Annotated in this window: 12 protein-coding genes; 9 read left to right on the plus strand and 3 right to left on the minus strand. The window is 39.9% G+C overall.

The window, feature by feature from the left end; translation table 11 throughout:
• Window positions 1-18: 18 nt before the first annotated feature.
• Window positions 19-444 (minus strand): hypothetical protein, encoded by a 426-nt coding sequence (locus QE404_RS18750; protein WP_307453118.1) that lies wholly within the window; start codon window positions 442-444, stop codon window positions 19-21.
• Window positions 445-532: 88 nt separating this feature from the next.
• A complete protein-coding gene (locus QE404_RS18755; protein WP_307453119.1) occupies window positions 533-1,690 on the minus strand; it encodes a hypothetical protein in 1,158 nt (385 codons plus the stop codon).
• 100 nt (window positions 1,691-1,790) lie between these two features.
• Here QE404_RS18755 and folE point away from each other — a divergent pair, with 100 nt between their 5' ends.
• From folE to QE404_RS18800, 9 genes are all read left to right on the plus strand, one after another.
• On the plus strand, window positions 1,791-2,456 hold the full coding sequence (gene folE / locus QE404_RS18760) for a GTP cyclohydrolase I FolE (RefSeq protein WP_307453121.1): 666 nt from the start codon (window positions 1,791-1,793) through the stop codon (window positions 2,454-2,456).
• A gap of 3 nt (window positions 2,457-2,459) precedes the next feature.
• Window positions 2,460-2,936 carry a hypothetical protein gene (locus QE404_RS18765; RefSeq protein WP_307453123.1) on the plus strand — a complete coding sequence of 159 codons (477 nt, stop codon included), beginning with the start codon at window positions 2,460-2,462 and terminating at the stop codon, window positions 2,934-2,936.
• A 98-nt stretch (window positions 2,937-3,034) separates the two neighbouring features.
• Window positions 3,035-4,513 (plus strand): cysteine--tRNA ligase, encoded by a 1,479-nt coding sequence (gene cysS, locus QE404_RS18770; protein ID WP_307453125.1) that lies wholly within the window; start codon window positions 3,035-3,037, stop codon window positions 4,511-4,513.
• Between the two features lie 209 nt (window positions 4,514-4,722).
• A complete protein-coding gene (locus QE404_RS18775; protein ID WP_307454065.1) occupies window positions 4,723-5,511 on the plus strand; it encodes a hypothetical protein in 789 nt (262 codons plus the stop codon).
• Complete coding sequence (locus tag QE404_RS18780; RefSeq protein ID WP_307454067.1) at window positions 5,444-5,890, plus strand: T9SS type A sorting domain-containing protein; 447 nt, start codon at window positions 5,444-5,446, stop codon at window positions 5,888-5,890. The genes QE404_RS18775 and QE404_RS18780 overlap by 68 nt, the downstream gene beginning before the upstream one ends.
• A gap of 162 nt (window positions 5,891-6,052) precedes the next feature.
• The gene (locus tag QE404_RS18785; protein WP_307454069.1) at window positions 6,053-8,704 is read left to right on the plus strand and encodes a 4-alpha-glucanotransferase; all 2,652 of its coding nucleotides are present in this window, start codon (window positions 6,053-6,055) and stop codon (window positions 8,702-8,704) included.
• A 135-nt stretch (window positions 8,705-8,839) separates the two neighbouring features.
• Window positions 8,840-9,859 carry a hypothetical protein gene (locus QE404_RS18790; protein WP_307453131.1) on the plus strand — a complete coding sequence of 340 codons (1,020 nt, stop codon included), beginning with the start codon at window positions 8,840-8,842 and terminating at the stop codon, window positions 9,857-9,859.
• Window positions 9,860-10,036: 177 nt separating this feature from the next.
• Complete coding sequence (locus QE404_RS18795) at window positions 10,037-10,483, plus strand: hypothetical protein (RefSeq protein ID WP_307453133.1); 447 nt, start codon at window positions 10,037-10,039, stop codon at window positions 10,481-10,483.
• Window positions 10,484-10,615: 132 nt separating this feature from the next.
• Window positions 10,616-11,125 carry a ferritin gene (locus tag QE404_RS18800; protein WP_307453135.1) on the plus strand — a complete coding sequence of 170 codons (510 nt, stop codon included), beginning with the start codon at window positions 10,616-10,618 and terminating at the stop codon, window positions 11,123-11,125.
• A 122-nt stretch (window positions 11,126-11,247) separates the two neighbouring features.
• Here the strand turns inward: QE404_RS18800 and QE404_RS18805 are convergent, their stop codons facing one another.
• The gene (locus tag QE404_RS18805; RefSeq protein ID WP_307453137.1) at window positions 11,248-14,388 is read right to left on the minus strand and encodes a UvrD-helicase domain-containing protein; all 3,141 of its coding nucleotides are present in this window, start codon (window positions 14,386-14,388) and stop codon (window positions 11,248-11,250) included.
• Window positions 14,389-14,569 lie beyond the last annotated feature (181 nt).

The raw sequence follows: 14,569 nt of genomic DNA on the forward strand, positions 1-14,569 counted from the left end.
ACTATCCGGAGTATTTGTTTAGATAGGTAATTCATTTGCTTTATAGTTCATCTGATATTGTATCAGCGTTTCAAAAACACTTTTTGTAGTAGGCTTTGAAGAATCAATATTGAAAATAAACATTCCGCTTTCAATATTGAAAAAGTATTTTGTACTGCCATCTGTAACTGAGAACCACTTCAAAAGCCCGTTTACGAGATTAATGTCTTCCCATTTGATCGCAGACTGGTCCATCGGAAAGGTGTGCGGATACTCGTGCAGAGTGTCTACAAACTTAATATCGCGCCCTTCAACATAAATAATACCACTTCCCTGAAATGCTTTGATTTTGAAAAACTGATTTTGTGTATTGCCTATATTATACCTTACAAAAGCATAATATTCCGGGATACCCAGTTCGGTAAGCAGGGCTGCCTGTTTTTTCTTCCTGCTTTTTGCTGCCAAAAAAGCGATGAGAAATATGATGGCAGGAATGCACAAAATAAAAAAGAGGAAAAGTATTAGCAAATATAAAATGGCCATATTGTATTTTTTAATTGAGTTCAGGATGCCGTTCAAATTCTTTCTCCCTATCGAATAAATATCGGTAGGTAGCCAGTTTTCTTGTGACAGTGGTGTCCAGGTTTTCAGCGATCCTGATCATTTTAGGATTGAAGTCACCAATCCACTGAAGTTCCGTAATCTTAAAGTCGGTATGCTTTCTCAGGTGCTGCGTTCCCTCCCAGATCATGTAACCTTCAATTCCTTTTTTCTGCCACTCAGGTACCACACCAAAAACCAGGCCGACCATCTTTTCGTTTTTCCTGAATTTTTTTACCCACGCAAATTTCAATTTCTCCAAAAAACCGAATTGGCCGTTAAGGTATTTAAACCACTGATTAAGGTCAGGAATATTTATCCACATGGCGATAGGCTTTTCTCCTTCATAGACAAACCAGGAAATATGTTCGTTGATGATTGGCTTCATGGTCTTAAACATCTTCAGTATTTTAGCCTCTTCTATCTTTTTACCTTCTCCATGGGTTGCCCATGCCTTATTATAGACTTCCGTAAAATCCTTTGCGAACTTTTCCAGGTTGTTTTTTTTCATCGGCATGGCTGAGATTGAAGGATTTCTCTTATGTTTGGCATGCATGATTGTGAAAACCCTTGAAACTTCACCGAAAACCGGCCTGGAAAAGCAAAGCTGTTCAAAATAAACTTTAAATCCGTAATTCTCAAACAGTGTTTTGTAGTATGGATAATTGTAATTCATTCCGTATAAAGGTTCTATGAAACCTTCGGTAAGCAGGCCCCAGAACTTATCCCGTTCACCGAAGTTAATAGGTCCATCCATGGCTTCAATACCTCTTTCTTGTAACCAGTTCCTGCAATAATCAAAGATGAAATTGGCGGTTTGCTGATCATGGATACAGTCGAAAAACCCAATTCCGCCCGTAGGCTGCTTTTGCTGATACTGCCGGTTGATGAAAACAGCCGTCTTACCTACTGTTTCATGCTGTTTATTTTTAAAGAGGAAACGGGTGCATACACCGTCTTTGAAAAACTTATTTTTTTCAGTATTAAAAACATCTTCAATGTCTTTGTCTAAAGGGCGGATGTAATTTTTGTCATTTTGATAGAGCCTGGCGGGAAATTCCAGAAATTCCCTCTTTTGGTTTTCATTTTGTACCTCTTCAACAATAATCATGATTTTTTTATGCGAATGAATTTCTAAGATAATATAATTTTCATTTAAATCGAAATACGAGAATAGATATTATCCGTATTTTTGTCGAAAATAAATAAAAATGGTTGATTTTACGGATAACGACGATGATATTTTCACAGGAAAAGAACATACGCCCATACGAGAAGATGCTTTTGACAAATCACCAGACGAGAAGATTGAAAAAATTACCCATCTCTTCGGAGAAATCATGGAAACTTTGGGACTTGATATGACCGATGATTCCCTGAAAGATTCGCCTAGGCGTGTCGCCAAAATGTACGTGAATGAGATTTTCGGAGGTCTTCTGCCGGAAAATAAACCGGGAATTTCCACCTTTTCCAATAAATACAAATACCGCCAGATGCTGGTGGAAAAAGATATTACCGTATATTCATTTTGCGAACACCACTTTCTGCCCATCATTGGAAAAGCGCACGTCGCTTATATTTCCAACGGAGAGGTAATTGGGCTTTCGAAAATCAACAGGATTGTTGATTACTATGCCAAAAGGCCCCAGGTTCAGGAGCGGCTTACCATGCAGATCGTAGATGCCCTTAAACAGGCTCTGGGAACAAAAGATGTAGCCTGCATCATTGATGCCAAACATCTTTGCGTAAATTGCAGGGGAATTAAGGATACAGCAAGCTCCACCATAACAGCAGAACTTAGCGGGATCTTCAGGACCAATCCTATTACCCGTCAGGAATTCCTGCATTATGTAGGAAGCCATGCGAAATTGGATTAAAAGATGATTTCAAGGATCACAAAGAAAAATATCGTATTGCTTTCTGAAAGATATAATCATCAGGTATCATATTATCAGGATATTATAATTGTCAGTAATAAAAAAAATATAGTTAAGATTCGTCCTGATGTCAAAGATACTTTTTTGATAAAGTATAATTTTGAAGGAGGAATAGCTGAAATTCAAGTTCAGGAAGTAGAGATTTACGATCTGTTAATGAATATTTTTTTTAGAAAGTCTTTTGAAAAGATAAGTATTAATCAGGGTACCTTAATGAATATTGATGATATATATGATGAATTTGGAGATGTAAAAGAATTCAGTAAAAGATTAGCTCAGTTGATGCTGAAAAATGTTAAATATTATGATTTTGGAGGAAATAGAACATTAATTCAGTATTATAAAAATATTCTGATTTTGATTGATGATATTTGCTTAGCAAAATCCAATGTAATAAATTTAAGTAATGATACAATTTAAAAAAGTTTCGGATAAAATTTTTGTAGCCACCATCATTTGTTGTGGATAGTATTATTTTTGACTAATCTTTAAATTATTAAATCATTCAATGTAACCACATGCAATTAAAAATATACAACTCGCTTTCAGGCGAAAAAGAAATATTCAAACCCATCTTAGAAGGAAACGTCGGGATGTATGTTTGCGGACCTACCGTGTACAGCAATGTACACCTGGGGAATGTAAGGACTTTCCTTTCCTTTGATTTTATTTACAGAAGCCTGAAGCACCTCGGCTATAAAGTGAGGTATGTAAGGAATATTACGGATGCCGGACACCTTACCGACGACGGGGATGTCAATAACGACAGGTTTGTAAAACAAACCCGCCTGGAAAAACTTGAACCAATGGAAATCGTACAGAAATATACCGTAGATTTTCACAAGGTTTTAGAGATGTTCAACCTTCTGCCACCCAATATTGAGCCGACAGCTACAGGTCACATCGTAGAACAGATCGAACTGACCCAAAAGCTGATTGAAAGGGGCTTTGCCTATGAAAGCAACGGTTCTGTTTACTTTGATGTATTGGAATACAACAGGAGAGGGCTGAATTACGGCGAACTTTCAAAAAGAAATATTGAAGAACTCTTTGCCAATACCCGGGACCTGGATGGGCAGGGAGAGAAGAGAAATCCGCAGGATTTTGCCCTCTGGAAAAAAGCTTCCCCGGCACACATCATGCGATGGAATTCTCCGTGGGGCGAAGGCTTTCCCGGATGGCACCTGGAATGTACAGCCATGAGTACCAAATACCTGGGAGAAACCTTTGATATCCACGGAGGAGGAATGGACCTTAAATTTCCTCACCACGAATGCGAAATCGCCCAGGGAAAAGCCTGCAACGACGCCGCTCCGGTAAATTACTGGATGCATGCCAATATGTTAACCATGAACGGGCAGAGGATGAGTAAGTCCACCGGAAACTATATCCTGCCTATGCAGCTTGTTTCAGGAGAAAATGATTTCTTCGAAAAGCCTTTTCATCCGTCGATTGTAAGGTTCTGCTTCCTGCAGGCCCATTACAGAAGTGTTCTGGACATTTCCAATGATGCCATGATAGCCAGTGAAAAAGGATTCATCAGATTGATGGAAGCCCTTAAAATCATCAACGGGGAACAGATTAGAGAAAAAGCAGTCCATCAGGGTACTTCATCCTTTAATTATTCAGAATGGAAAGGCAAGGCGTATGATGCGCTGACGGATGATTTCAATTCACCGGTTCTTATTGCCCACCTTTTTGAAGCGGTAAAATTTATTTTCGCTTTGAACGATGGTAAGGAAACTATTTCAGCAGAAGAACTGGAAGACCTGAAATCTACATTGAATGCTTTTGTATTTGATGTCCTTGGGCTTCAGAACATTGAAGAAAATAATAACGAAAAGCTGGATCAGACGTTAAAAGTACTGATAGAGCTCAGGAACCAGGCCAGGAAAGCAAAAAATTTCGAACTCTCCGATCAGATCAGGGATAAGCTTCTTGCTGAAGGAATTGAACTGAAAGACGGAAGAGACGGCACATCCTACGTTTTGAATTAAGAGCATATTACACTCATTATATTTCCCGCAGCGAGAACCTGCGGGATTTTTTATTTGCGGGATTACCAGTTGAAGCAAAGGCATGTTCACCTACCACATTAAAAAACGTATCGGACAGGTAAGGTTATTTTCATTGATTTTTTATGATTCAATCTTAAAAATGAGTAACTTAGGCATACTAAATAGCTTACGAACCTAAATTCAACAATATGAAAAAACATTTATTCCCTGTTTTACTGCTGTTCATAAGTACTGCGGCTCACGCACAGCAGGATTTCTTTGCTCTTGCCGGAAAAGATACACCTTCAATCACGTTCAGTGATTTTCGTGCTATAGATGCTGCAAATGGCACTTCCGGAGAAAAAGTTTTTACGTCAGACGCGACGGCAAAAGTATTTTCGCAGTCGAGAAGCATTACCGTAACGGAAGATAAAAATACGTACGGCAACGCTCAGGCCACTACTATGGCGACACTTGCCTATGACCATGTTAATAACAGCCTGGTTTATATGCCCATGTTTTCGTCCAATATTTACATCCTTAACCCGAAAACCAAGGAAATTACTCTGGTGGAAAATGAGGTGGCAAGGGTAACTGCATGTGACATCAATTCCCATATCACCAGAATGGCGACCGGTTATGATGGCAATATCTATGCAATGAACAATGCCGGGACGCAGTTTCTCAAAATCAGCAGACAGGGGAGCCGGTATATCGTAACAGATCTCGGGATTGTTAAAGATGATCCGGCCAATGGTAAAAACTCCTTTACGACAATAGAAACAGGATTCGGAGGTGATATGATCGCTGATGCAGACCATAATTTCTATGTTTTTTCCACTTCAGGAAATGTATTTAAGATCATTACCAGTGAGATGAAAGCCAAATTCATCGGAAAAATCACCGGACTGCCGGAAAATTATTCCGTGAATGGATCTGCGGTCAATTCAAAACGGAAAAGTAGTCATCGCCAGTGCAAAAGGTGCCGGCCTCTATGAAGTTGACCTCGAAAACCTGCAGGCAAAGCCGCTTCCGGGAGAGCAGAACCTGCATATTTATGACCTTGCCAGCAAGTATTTTGCCCATGACAGGGCTGCTTCGCTACAGCCTTCTGTTAGTGCAGATATCTATCCTACCAGGGTGGATGAACATTTCATTAACCTCAGCATCAGTGATAAAGCTGTAAAAGGAATGGTTACTGTTACCATTTATGATCTGTCAGGGAAAAATGTGTTTAATCAAAGCCTTGGCGTTAAGGATGGAATACTGAATGAAAAGGTATATCTGAAAAATCTGATCGGCGGATCCTATCTGGTCAATATTACAGATTCAGCCGGAAAAGCAATTCTGAACAAAAAAATTCTGGTTACGAATTAAACTGATTAACAAATTACAGCACATTTGTTATTACAGCATTTAACGAGCCAAAAGCAGCTATAACAGCCTTTTCAGTATTCTGAAAAGGCTTTTTAATGATTATTTGATATTCAATAAATTTTATTTTTCAGGATTATACCGTATTTTTATAAAAAAATGTAAATGAAACTATATTTTAATGTAGGTTACAATACAAAAATAGGAGAAAGCCTGCAGCTGGTCATTCATGAACAGGATGCTCCGCCTCAGTACCATACGATGTATTACGGAGAAAGCGGTTCCTGGAAATGTGAGGTGGATTACTTTTCAAAATCCATTACCTATCATTACCGCGTAATACATGAAAGCGGCAGCATACTGAGGGAAGAATTTGTTCCCCATACCCTTACTTTTTCGCATAACTACAAAGAGTTTATTGTTTTTGATGAATGGAACAATAAAAATTTCCCCGAAAACTATCTCAACAATAAAATCCTTTACCATAAACTTAATAACTTCCTTCCGGAAAAGGTTTCCGTATTAAAGAAACATACCCATCTGTTCCGCATAGAAGCGCCTCTATATCATCCGGATTGGGAAATTGCTCTGTTCGGAAGCACGCCTTCTTTAGGCAGCTGGAACCCTGAAAATGCCATTCATCTGTTACAGACCGATTACGGAATCTGGGAAGCTGCCGTTGAGGTCCCGGAAGATGAGCCGATTCAGTTTAAGTATTTTATCTACGACAGGAAAACCCGGCAAATGGTGGATATGGAATCCGGAGGGAACCGGTATACCGTGCCCAACCGGATAAAAGATACCCTGTACATCGTTTCCAATCATTATTATAAGTTCAGGCTGTCCCAGATGTACCATGATGCAGGAGTCGCCGTTCCCGTATTTGCGTTAAGAACTCAAAACGGCTTCGGAGTCGGAGAGTTCTCTGATCTGAAGGAGTTGGGTGACTGGGCACAGGAGACCCATCTTGGAATTATTCAGATACTGCCGATCAATGATACGACAGCCAATTATTCCTGGACCGATTCCTATCCTTACGCTGCCGTTTCCGTTTACGCCTTACATCCGCAGTACATTTCACTGAAAAATCTGGATTTTCCTTTACCTGAAGAGCTGGTGAAGGAATACGAAACTGAAAAGGAAGCTCTGAACAACCTGCCGCTGATTGATTATGAAAAAATGATTGCCGGGAAGTGGACCTTTTTAAAGGCAGTTTTCAATAATCATAAAGATAAGATCTATAAGGACCGCAATTTCAAGAAATTCTTAAAAGACAATGAAAGCTGGCTGAATCCTTACGCTGCATTCTGCGTGCTCAGGGACAAGTACCATACCCCGAATTTCAACGACTGGAAGACCCATAAGAAGTATATTGCAGGAAAAATTGCCCAGTTTTTTACCGCTAAAAGTAAAGATTATGATGCAGTGATGCTTCATGCGTGGGTACAGTACCAATTGCATAACCAGCTTAAGGATGCTGTTGAATATATACATCATCTTGGTATTTCCATAAAAGGTGACCTTCCGATCGGGATCTACCGATATTCTGTGGAAGCCTGGACGGAACCTGAGCTTTTCGGGATGGATTTCCAGGCCGGGGCACCGCCGGATCAGTTTACAGAACTGGGACAGAACTGGGAGTTTCCAACTTATAACTGGGAAGCTATGAAAGCAGACCATTACACTTGGTGGAAAAACAGGTTCAAAGCACTGGAACAGTATTTCGATGCTATGAGAATTGATCATATCCTCGGCTTCTTCCGGATCTGGAGAATGCCGATTTCTGCTACCCAGGGAATTTTAGGATATTTCTATCCCGCTGTTCCTGTAACTGAAGAAGAATTCAGGTCAAGGCATATCCCGTTTGCTTATGACCGCTACTGTAAACCATTTATTAATGATCATATCCTCTGGAATTACTTTGGGGAAAACAGCGGTAAAGCATTAGCGTTTGTCAATCGAAATGATGACGGAACCTACACGCTGAAAGAAGATTTTGATACCCAACGGAAACTAACGGATTTTTTCAGAAATAATCCGCAAGGTGATATTGAGCAGCCAATGATTTCCCTTTGTGCCAATGTTTTGTTCTTAACGGAAGACCGGGAAGGGACAACCGTTTATCATCCGAGATTTAATGTATACCTCACTGATTCATACCATTATTTATCCGATTGGGAGAAAAAAGCTGTATACGATCTGTATCAGGATTACTTCTTCAAAAGACAGGATGGGCTTTGGTATGAGAAAGCGATGGAAAAACTTCCGGTCATCCTTAACAGTACTAAAATGCTGATCTGCGGAGAAGATTTAGGCCTGGTTCCGGAATGTGTACCGGCTGTAATGGATGAACTTGCTATCGTAGCCCTGAAGGTTCAGCGTATGCCTTCTGAAAATATTCCTTTTTATAATCCTAAAAATGCGGGTTACCTTAATGTGGTAACAGCTTCATCACATGACAGCTCTACCTTAAGGCAATGGTGGAAAGAAAACCCGGACCTCACGCAGCAATATTTCAATCAGCAGCTGATGCAATACGGACAGGCTCCCGATGAGCTGAGTCCTGAACTAGCTGAAATGATTATGAAGCAACACCTGTATACGGATGCCATGCTGGCCGTGTTCCCGATTCAGGAGTTCCTAGCTACCGATCCTGAACTGGTAAATCCAGATATGGACCAGGAAAGGATCAATAATCCTGCTGTATTTCCTCACTACTGGAGGTACAGGATGCACCTTAATATTGAAGAACTGAAAAAAAGGTCTTCCTTCAATCAAAAGATAGCCTCATGGGTCAAAGATAGTGGCAGAATATAAAATTTACATTTGATTATCAATTAATTAATAAATAATTTAAAGAAGTTTTATCGTAAGATTTAACTTCTTTTTTGTATTCATATCAAAAAGATAGAATGAGAATTCTGCTATTTATAACCAATAACAACTATAAGAATGAAAAAAATACTTTTTGGATTTGCTTTGGGATGGGCCGCCTTAACGTCTGCCCAGCAATATCCGGATAATGGATGGGGAAACGACGGGTATTACCAGAATGAAGGCGGATATTACAGCGATGATGATGACAGAAATTATTTCCCTGATGACTATTACTATAATTATCCTAATGATTATTATCCGAACGATTACTACCAGGGATATTATAATGATTACAGGAACAGTGTCGTAAATATCAACTGGAATGTTTTCTTCCGCCAAAACAGGCTTTCGCCATGGCAAATAGACCAGATCATACGGCTGAATAACCTGTATGGAAGCTTTGCAGCATGGAATAACTTTTACAGATACAATCCGGACAGATGGTATTATGACAGATTTTATGCGCTGGAAAGAATCATGGGACCAAGGGTTTTTGTCGTATTCCAGAATAATTATTATCAGGGATACAACCCGGTAGTTTATTTCCAGAACTATAGAAGAACTTATTATGTTCCAAGGTTCAGGCCAATGCCGAGATACAGAAATGTGAACATTAATATTTTCAGGGTAGACCGCAACAGATTCCGTCAGGACAATCCTACCATCAATATAGTGAGGGCAAGAAATAACGGCTTCAGAGGCGAATCAGATTCAGGAATAAGAAGCAATTCGGGTGGTTTCAGGAATTCTGATAACAATGGGGTACGGAACAACAGTGGTTTCCGCGGAAACAATGATTTTAAGAGGGAAGACGCCCCGAGAAGAGATGACGGATTCAGGAATAACGGCGGTTTCAGAGGAAATAATGAACCGAGAAGAGAAGAAGCGCCTAGAAGAGATGACGGATTCAGAAACAATGGCGGCTTCAGAGGAAATAGTGAACCGAGAAGAGAGGAAGCCCCGAGAAGAAACGAAGGATTCCGAAGTAATGGAGGGTTCAGACAACCCGGAAACGATAATGCTCCCAGACCTCAGAACAGAGGCAGCGAAAGCAGGGGAGGCTCAGGATTCAGGAATGGCCTGGTTAAAAATTAAGTAATTTCATATATTATATTTAAGTGGTGTGAAGGGCAGTTTCTTTATGAGCTGTCCTTTTTTTTATGTTTTACCTTTTGTGTAATAAATTTTAACATTTTTTATGGATTTTCGAGTTTAACTTCTCTTTTTATTTATAATCAAAAAGATGTATAACAATTAATTAACAATAAAGAAATGAAAAAAATCGTTTTAGCAATAGCATTCATAGGCTTAGGAAGTGTAGCCATGGCGCAGCAGGTAACCCCTCAGGACAGGGCCGGAAAAAGAGCAGAAATAATAGAGAAAATGCAGCAGAGAGAGCAGGATCACCTTGCCCAGATGCAGAAAGACCTTAAGCTTAATGATACACAGGTGGCTCAGATCAAAGCACTTCATGAGAAGCAGAAAGCAGGTATGAAAGCAGATTTTGAGAAAAATAAAGAAATCCGTCAGGCCAGGATAGAGGATATGAAAGCCAAAAGGGCGCAGATGGATGCTGATATGAAAAGAATTTTAACGCCTCAGCAATATGACCAGTGGCAGGCGGACAGGAAAGAAAAGATGGAGCAGAGAAGAATGGCTATGAAGGACAGAAGAATGATGAAGAAACCTATCGCCCCTCCTGCTCCGGAGATGAAGTGATTGTTCTATAATTTTTGATTTTTAATGTGTGTTAGGAGGACGGATCTATTCCGTCCTTTTTTTGTATTAATTTCAGCTTAGACTTTTGAATCCGGACATTAATCCCTAATTTTGAAGCATAAATTTATACATATGGTTAGTGAAAAAATCGCGAATTTAATAAATGAGCAAATTGCTCACGAACAGTACGCTGCCCAGTATTACCTTTCTATGTCTGCGTGGTTTTCTGCCAGAGACCTTGACGGGATAGCGAACTATTTCAGGGTACAGAGCAAAGAAGAGCTGATGCATGCCGATAAAATGTTTGATTATCTTAATGATGTAAGCGGTGAAATCATTATCGGTGAGATCCCGAAGCCGCCGCATGAATTTGAAAATGCCACGGATATTTTTGAAAAGGCGTTGGAACATGAGAAAAGAGTAACCAAAAGCATATTCAATATCGTTAAAAATGCAAATGATGAAGGAGATTTTGCAACTACTTCATTTCTTCAATGGTTTATTAATGAACAGGTAGAGGAAGAAGCTAGTGCTTCGCAACTGGTAACGAAGATCAGGATGGTATGCGATAACCCTTCAGCTTTATACCTTTTTGATCAGGAACTTGCACAAAGGGTATTTTCTCCTGAAGCGGGAGCGTAAATACGAAGTATAACGGATTATAAAATAAAAAGACGAATTGTAAAATTCGTCTTTTTTATATACAATATAAGAGGCAATACAGCCACCATTCAGATAGTTTTGTAGCGAAATGGAATTATATTTTAAAGATAAACAAGTCTGGTATCAATCACCTTTCTTCCCAGGCGCTCCAGAACCCGTTTATAATTTTCAATCTGCCTTTTGTCTTTCTCTGAAGGTTCACCGGTCTTGAAATCAACAATAATATAGCCTTTGGGTCCTTTCAGGATGCGGTCCGGACGGTAAATCCTGCTTTCACCATTCTCAGAAACCATAATTTCCTTTTCATTGATCACTTCCCACTGACTGTCGAAGAACTCCGCGTGGGTACCGATGATATCATGTAGCCTTTGGCGGATGGTATCCCGCTCGTTTAAAGTGATCTGGCCATCCAGAAGGTAACGTTCAAGTACCTGCTCGATATCGTTCACAGTATTAATCTTCGCCAGAAGCTCATGGGCAAAAAGACCGATCTTCACTTTTTCATTCCTTGCCTGGTAGGTTTTGGAAGGGGTGGCAATTTTGATGGATGTATTTTTTTCGCTGATATTTTTCAGATTGGGAATATCCCTGGTCCTGAATTCTGAGGTCTTATCGGCAGAATACTTTTTCAGGATCTGAGGACTTGTTTCATAAAGGTCGAATTCATCAGCTCCGTCCTTATTTTTAGATTGCAGGAAATCCAGAAGCTCAAGATGGTTGGAGGTTTTGTTGGCCTTCTGGATATAGAAAAAAAGCTGCTCCACAGGACGCGTTGTGGCTACATACTGCAGGCAGAGGCGGTCTATGAAATTTTTATATGAATTCTGGCGGTTGAATTGTTGGATCTCTTCATCGTAGACTTCAAGTGTTTTGCTGAACTGGTTGATGTTTACGGATTTCAGTGATTCATGGGTGCCTGTTTCAAACCAGTTGCTAAATTCTCCATCTCGGTTTTTATTCATCATGGGGATAAAAACTACAGGGAATTCAAGGCCTTTGGCTTTGTGGATGGTCATGATCTGTATGGCATCGATATTCTCTGATGCCTGAATCGTATATTGTGAAGCTTCCTCATCCCAGTATTTCAGGAATTCTTTAATGCTGGCTCCTGCATTCTGCGTAAAATTGAACAGCATCTCCAGGAAATTCAACAGAAAATCCTTTTCTCTATCCTCAAAAGAGAATTCATTGATGTAGAATTCTACATAATTATAAAGGTTGAATCGTGGAAGGATATCCTGTTTCAGTTTTATACCATAATGAAGCTCCAGAAATGCAACCACTTCCTCATGTGACTCTATGCTAAGGATTTTTTTCATCTCTAGTGTAAAGTCAGGCATCCGGATCCTTCCCAGGCTGTTGAGATGGTACATCATCATGATGAGGTTAGGGCGATTTTTGGGATTGGATTCCCATTTCAGGAATTCGATGACTGCTTTTAATGTATTTGAAAGCTCAAGTGTCAGTCCTTTTTCAGAAATCGTTTTGATAATGGTTTCCTGGCCGCGATACTTTACCTTCAGTCCGCCAAGCTTCTGAGAGTAGCTGAATATATCAAAATTACCCCGGCATAGTACTGTGATATCAGAAAACCTGAAGCCGTTGTCCAGGCATTCCTGAATATCTTTTCGCATCCTTTCCGAAGTATCGTTATAAAAATCTTCATTGGTCAGATTTTCAATGAGATTAACCTTTACCCTGCCGTCAAAAGATGATTTGGGGTTCTGTTCAGCGTCCGTACCGAAAATATTCCGGTGTTCCTCTTCCAGGATCTCAGAGTGGAACCGGTAGAGTTCGTTATTGAATTTTACAATATTCTTTGCACTCCGCCAGTTGTCTTTCAGCACCATCAGGTCTGCTTCGCGGGGTGAATTTTCCTTTTTGTTAATGATGTCCAGCATGAGTTTGCTTTCCCCACCCCTGAAACGGTAAATACTCTGCTTAGGGTCTCCTACGAGGGTAAAAGATGTGTTTTCTGTGGCGATGCTATGATCCCGCAGCGGAATGAAATTCTGCCACTGCAGCTCCGAGGTATCCTGGAACTCATCAAAGAAATAATGCTGGAACTGAGATCCTACCTTTTCATAGATAAAAGCAGATGGTTCATTTCGAAGGTTTTCATTGATCAGGATATTGAATTTGGAAAGCAAAACCAGGTCATTTTCTTCCTCTATCTTTTTTAATTCATCCTGGATGTCCTTATTGACCTTTAACGGAAGCAGGGCAGAAAGAATTTTCTCTTTTTTCTGCGTTTCAATGTACAGGAGAATCAGCTTCATGCGGTTTTCCAGCAGTTGATCCAGGATGTCCAGGATATCAGCCTCCTTATTTTTGGATTTTGAAGAAGCCCCCTTTCTGTAATTGTTCACTACAGAGTCCTCCTGTGTAGTGGGAAAAGGAAATCCCGGTCTTTTCTGCTGGTAAAAATCCAGTACTTTGACGAAAAAGCCTCCAAGACCATTCTTTCCCTGGGCGAAGTCCTCTATATCAATATCCCTTGACCTGAACAATTCTATTGATTGAGCGGCAAGATCTGCAGCCTGTTTTCTGTTCAGTACAATTTCATTTCGGATCCTGTTCTTGATATCCTCATAACTGGTGTCATCAAAGCTTTGGTTGCTTTTCAGGTGTTCATAGTGGATATCCTTAACAAATTCTTTGGCAGAATCATATAGGCTTTTGTTGAGGTTAATCCGCTCGTTGTTTTCCAGGCTGTAATCAACATAATCCATGAAAGAATTGGATATTGCTTCATTCTCTCCAATTTGGTCCAGCATTTTATCTACCGCTTCGATCAGGAAAGGTTCGGCTTCAATCTCCAGATTGAAATTTTTGGCCAGTCCCAATTCATAGGAAAAGCTTCTCACCAGTCTGGAATTAAAACGGTCTATTGTTCCGATATTCAGAGTAGAATAATTATGCAGCACGTAGTCCAGAAGTTTTTTAGATCGTACATGAAGTTCATCTAGGGTAATTTTCAGGCCTTCTTCTTCAAATGCCCTCTGGATATTTTTCAGGTCGGTATTATCTGCAAACCTTTCAGAGGAGAAATTCCCAAGCCATGTCAGAATCCTCTCTTTCATTTCATTGGCAGCCTTATTGGTGAACGTAAGAGCCAGGATATTCCTGATCGACTGATGTTGATAAGGATACCGGAGGCAGATCATCAGAAGACGCTGAACCAGTGCATAGGTTTTCCCTGAACCTGCGGAAGCATTAATAACGGTATAGGAGTTCTGCATGTGACGTGTTAAAATTGGACAGGCAATTTAGCTATAATTTAAGAAAAAAATTAACAATAAGCAAGTCCTATTTAACACTTTAATGCACGGGAATTTATAATAATATCCTAAAACGCGTTAATGCTGGTTAAACTTATTTTTTAGTCTGAAAATAATTTTAGTTTTGTGCTATCAAACAATG

Source organism: Chryseobacterium camelliae (genome assembly GCF_030818575.1).
Classification (GTDB): domain Bacteria; phylum Bacteroidota; class Bacteroidia; order Flavobacteriales; family Weeksellaceae; genus Chryseobacterium; species Chryseobacterium camelliae_A.

Bases quoted from the DNA above. Each gene is read 5' to 3' on its own strand.
- QE404_RS18755 (WP_307453119.1), bottom strand. From the start codon at position 1,690: ATGATTATTGTTGAAGAGGTACAAAATGAAAACCAAAAGAGGGAATTT.
- folE (WP_307453121.1), top strand. From the start codon at position 1,791: ATGGTTGATTTTACGGATAACGACGATGATATTTTCACAGGAAAAGAA.
- QE404_RS18765 (WP_307453123.1), top strand. From the start codon at position 2,460: ATGATTTCAAGGATCACAAAGAAAAATATCGTATTGCTTTCTGAAAGA.
- cysS (WP_307453125.1), top strand. From the start codon at position 3,035: ATGCAATTAAAAATATACAACTCGCTTTCAGGCGAAAAAGAAATATTC.
- QE404_RS18775 (WP_307454065.1), top strand. From the start codon at position 4,723: ATGAAAAAACATTTATTCCCTGTTTTACTGCTGTTCATAAGTACTGCG.
- QE404_RS18780 (WP_307454067.1), top strand. From the start codon at position 5,444: ATGGATCTGCGGTCAATTCAAAACGGAAAAGTAGTCATCGCCAGTGCA.
- QE404_RS18785 (WP_307454069.1), top strand. From the start codon at position 6,053: ATGAAACTATATTTTAATGTAGGTTACAATACAAAAATAGGAGAAAGC.
- QE404_RS18790 (WP_307453131.1), top strand. From the start codon at position 8,840: ATGAAAAAAATACTTTTTGGATTTGCTTTGGGATGGGCCGCCTTAACG.
- QE404_RS18795 (WP_307453133.1), top strand. From the start codon at position 10,037: ATGAAAAAAATCGTTTTAGCAATAGCATTCATAGGCTTAGGAAGTGTA.
- QE404_RS18800 (WP_307453135.1), top strand. From the start codon at position 10,616: ATGGTTAGTGAAAAAATCGCGAATTTAATAAATGAGCAAATTGCTCAC.
- QE404_RS18805 (WP_307453137.1), bottom strand. From the start codon at position 14,388: ATGCAGAACTCCTATACCGTTATTAATGCTTCCGCAGGTTCAGGGAAA.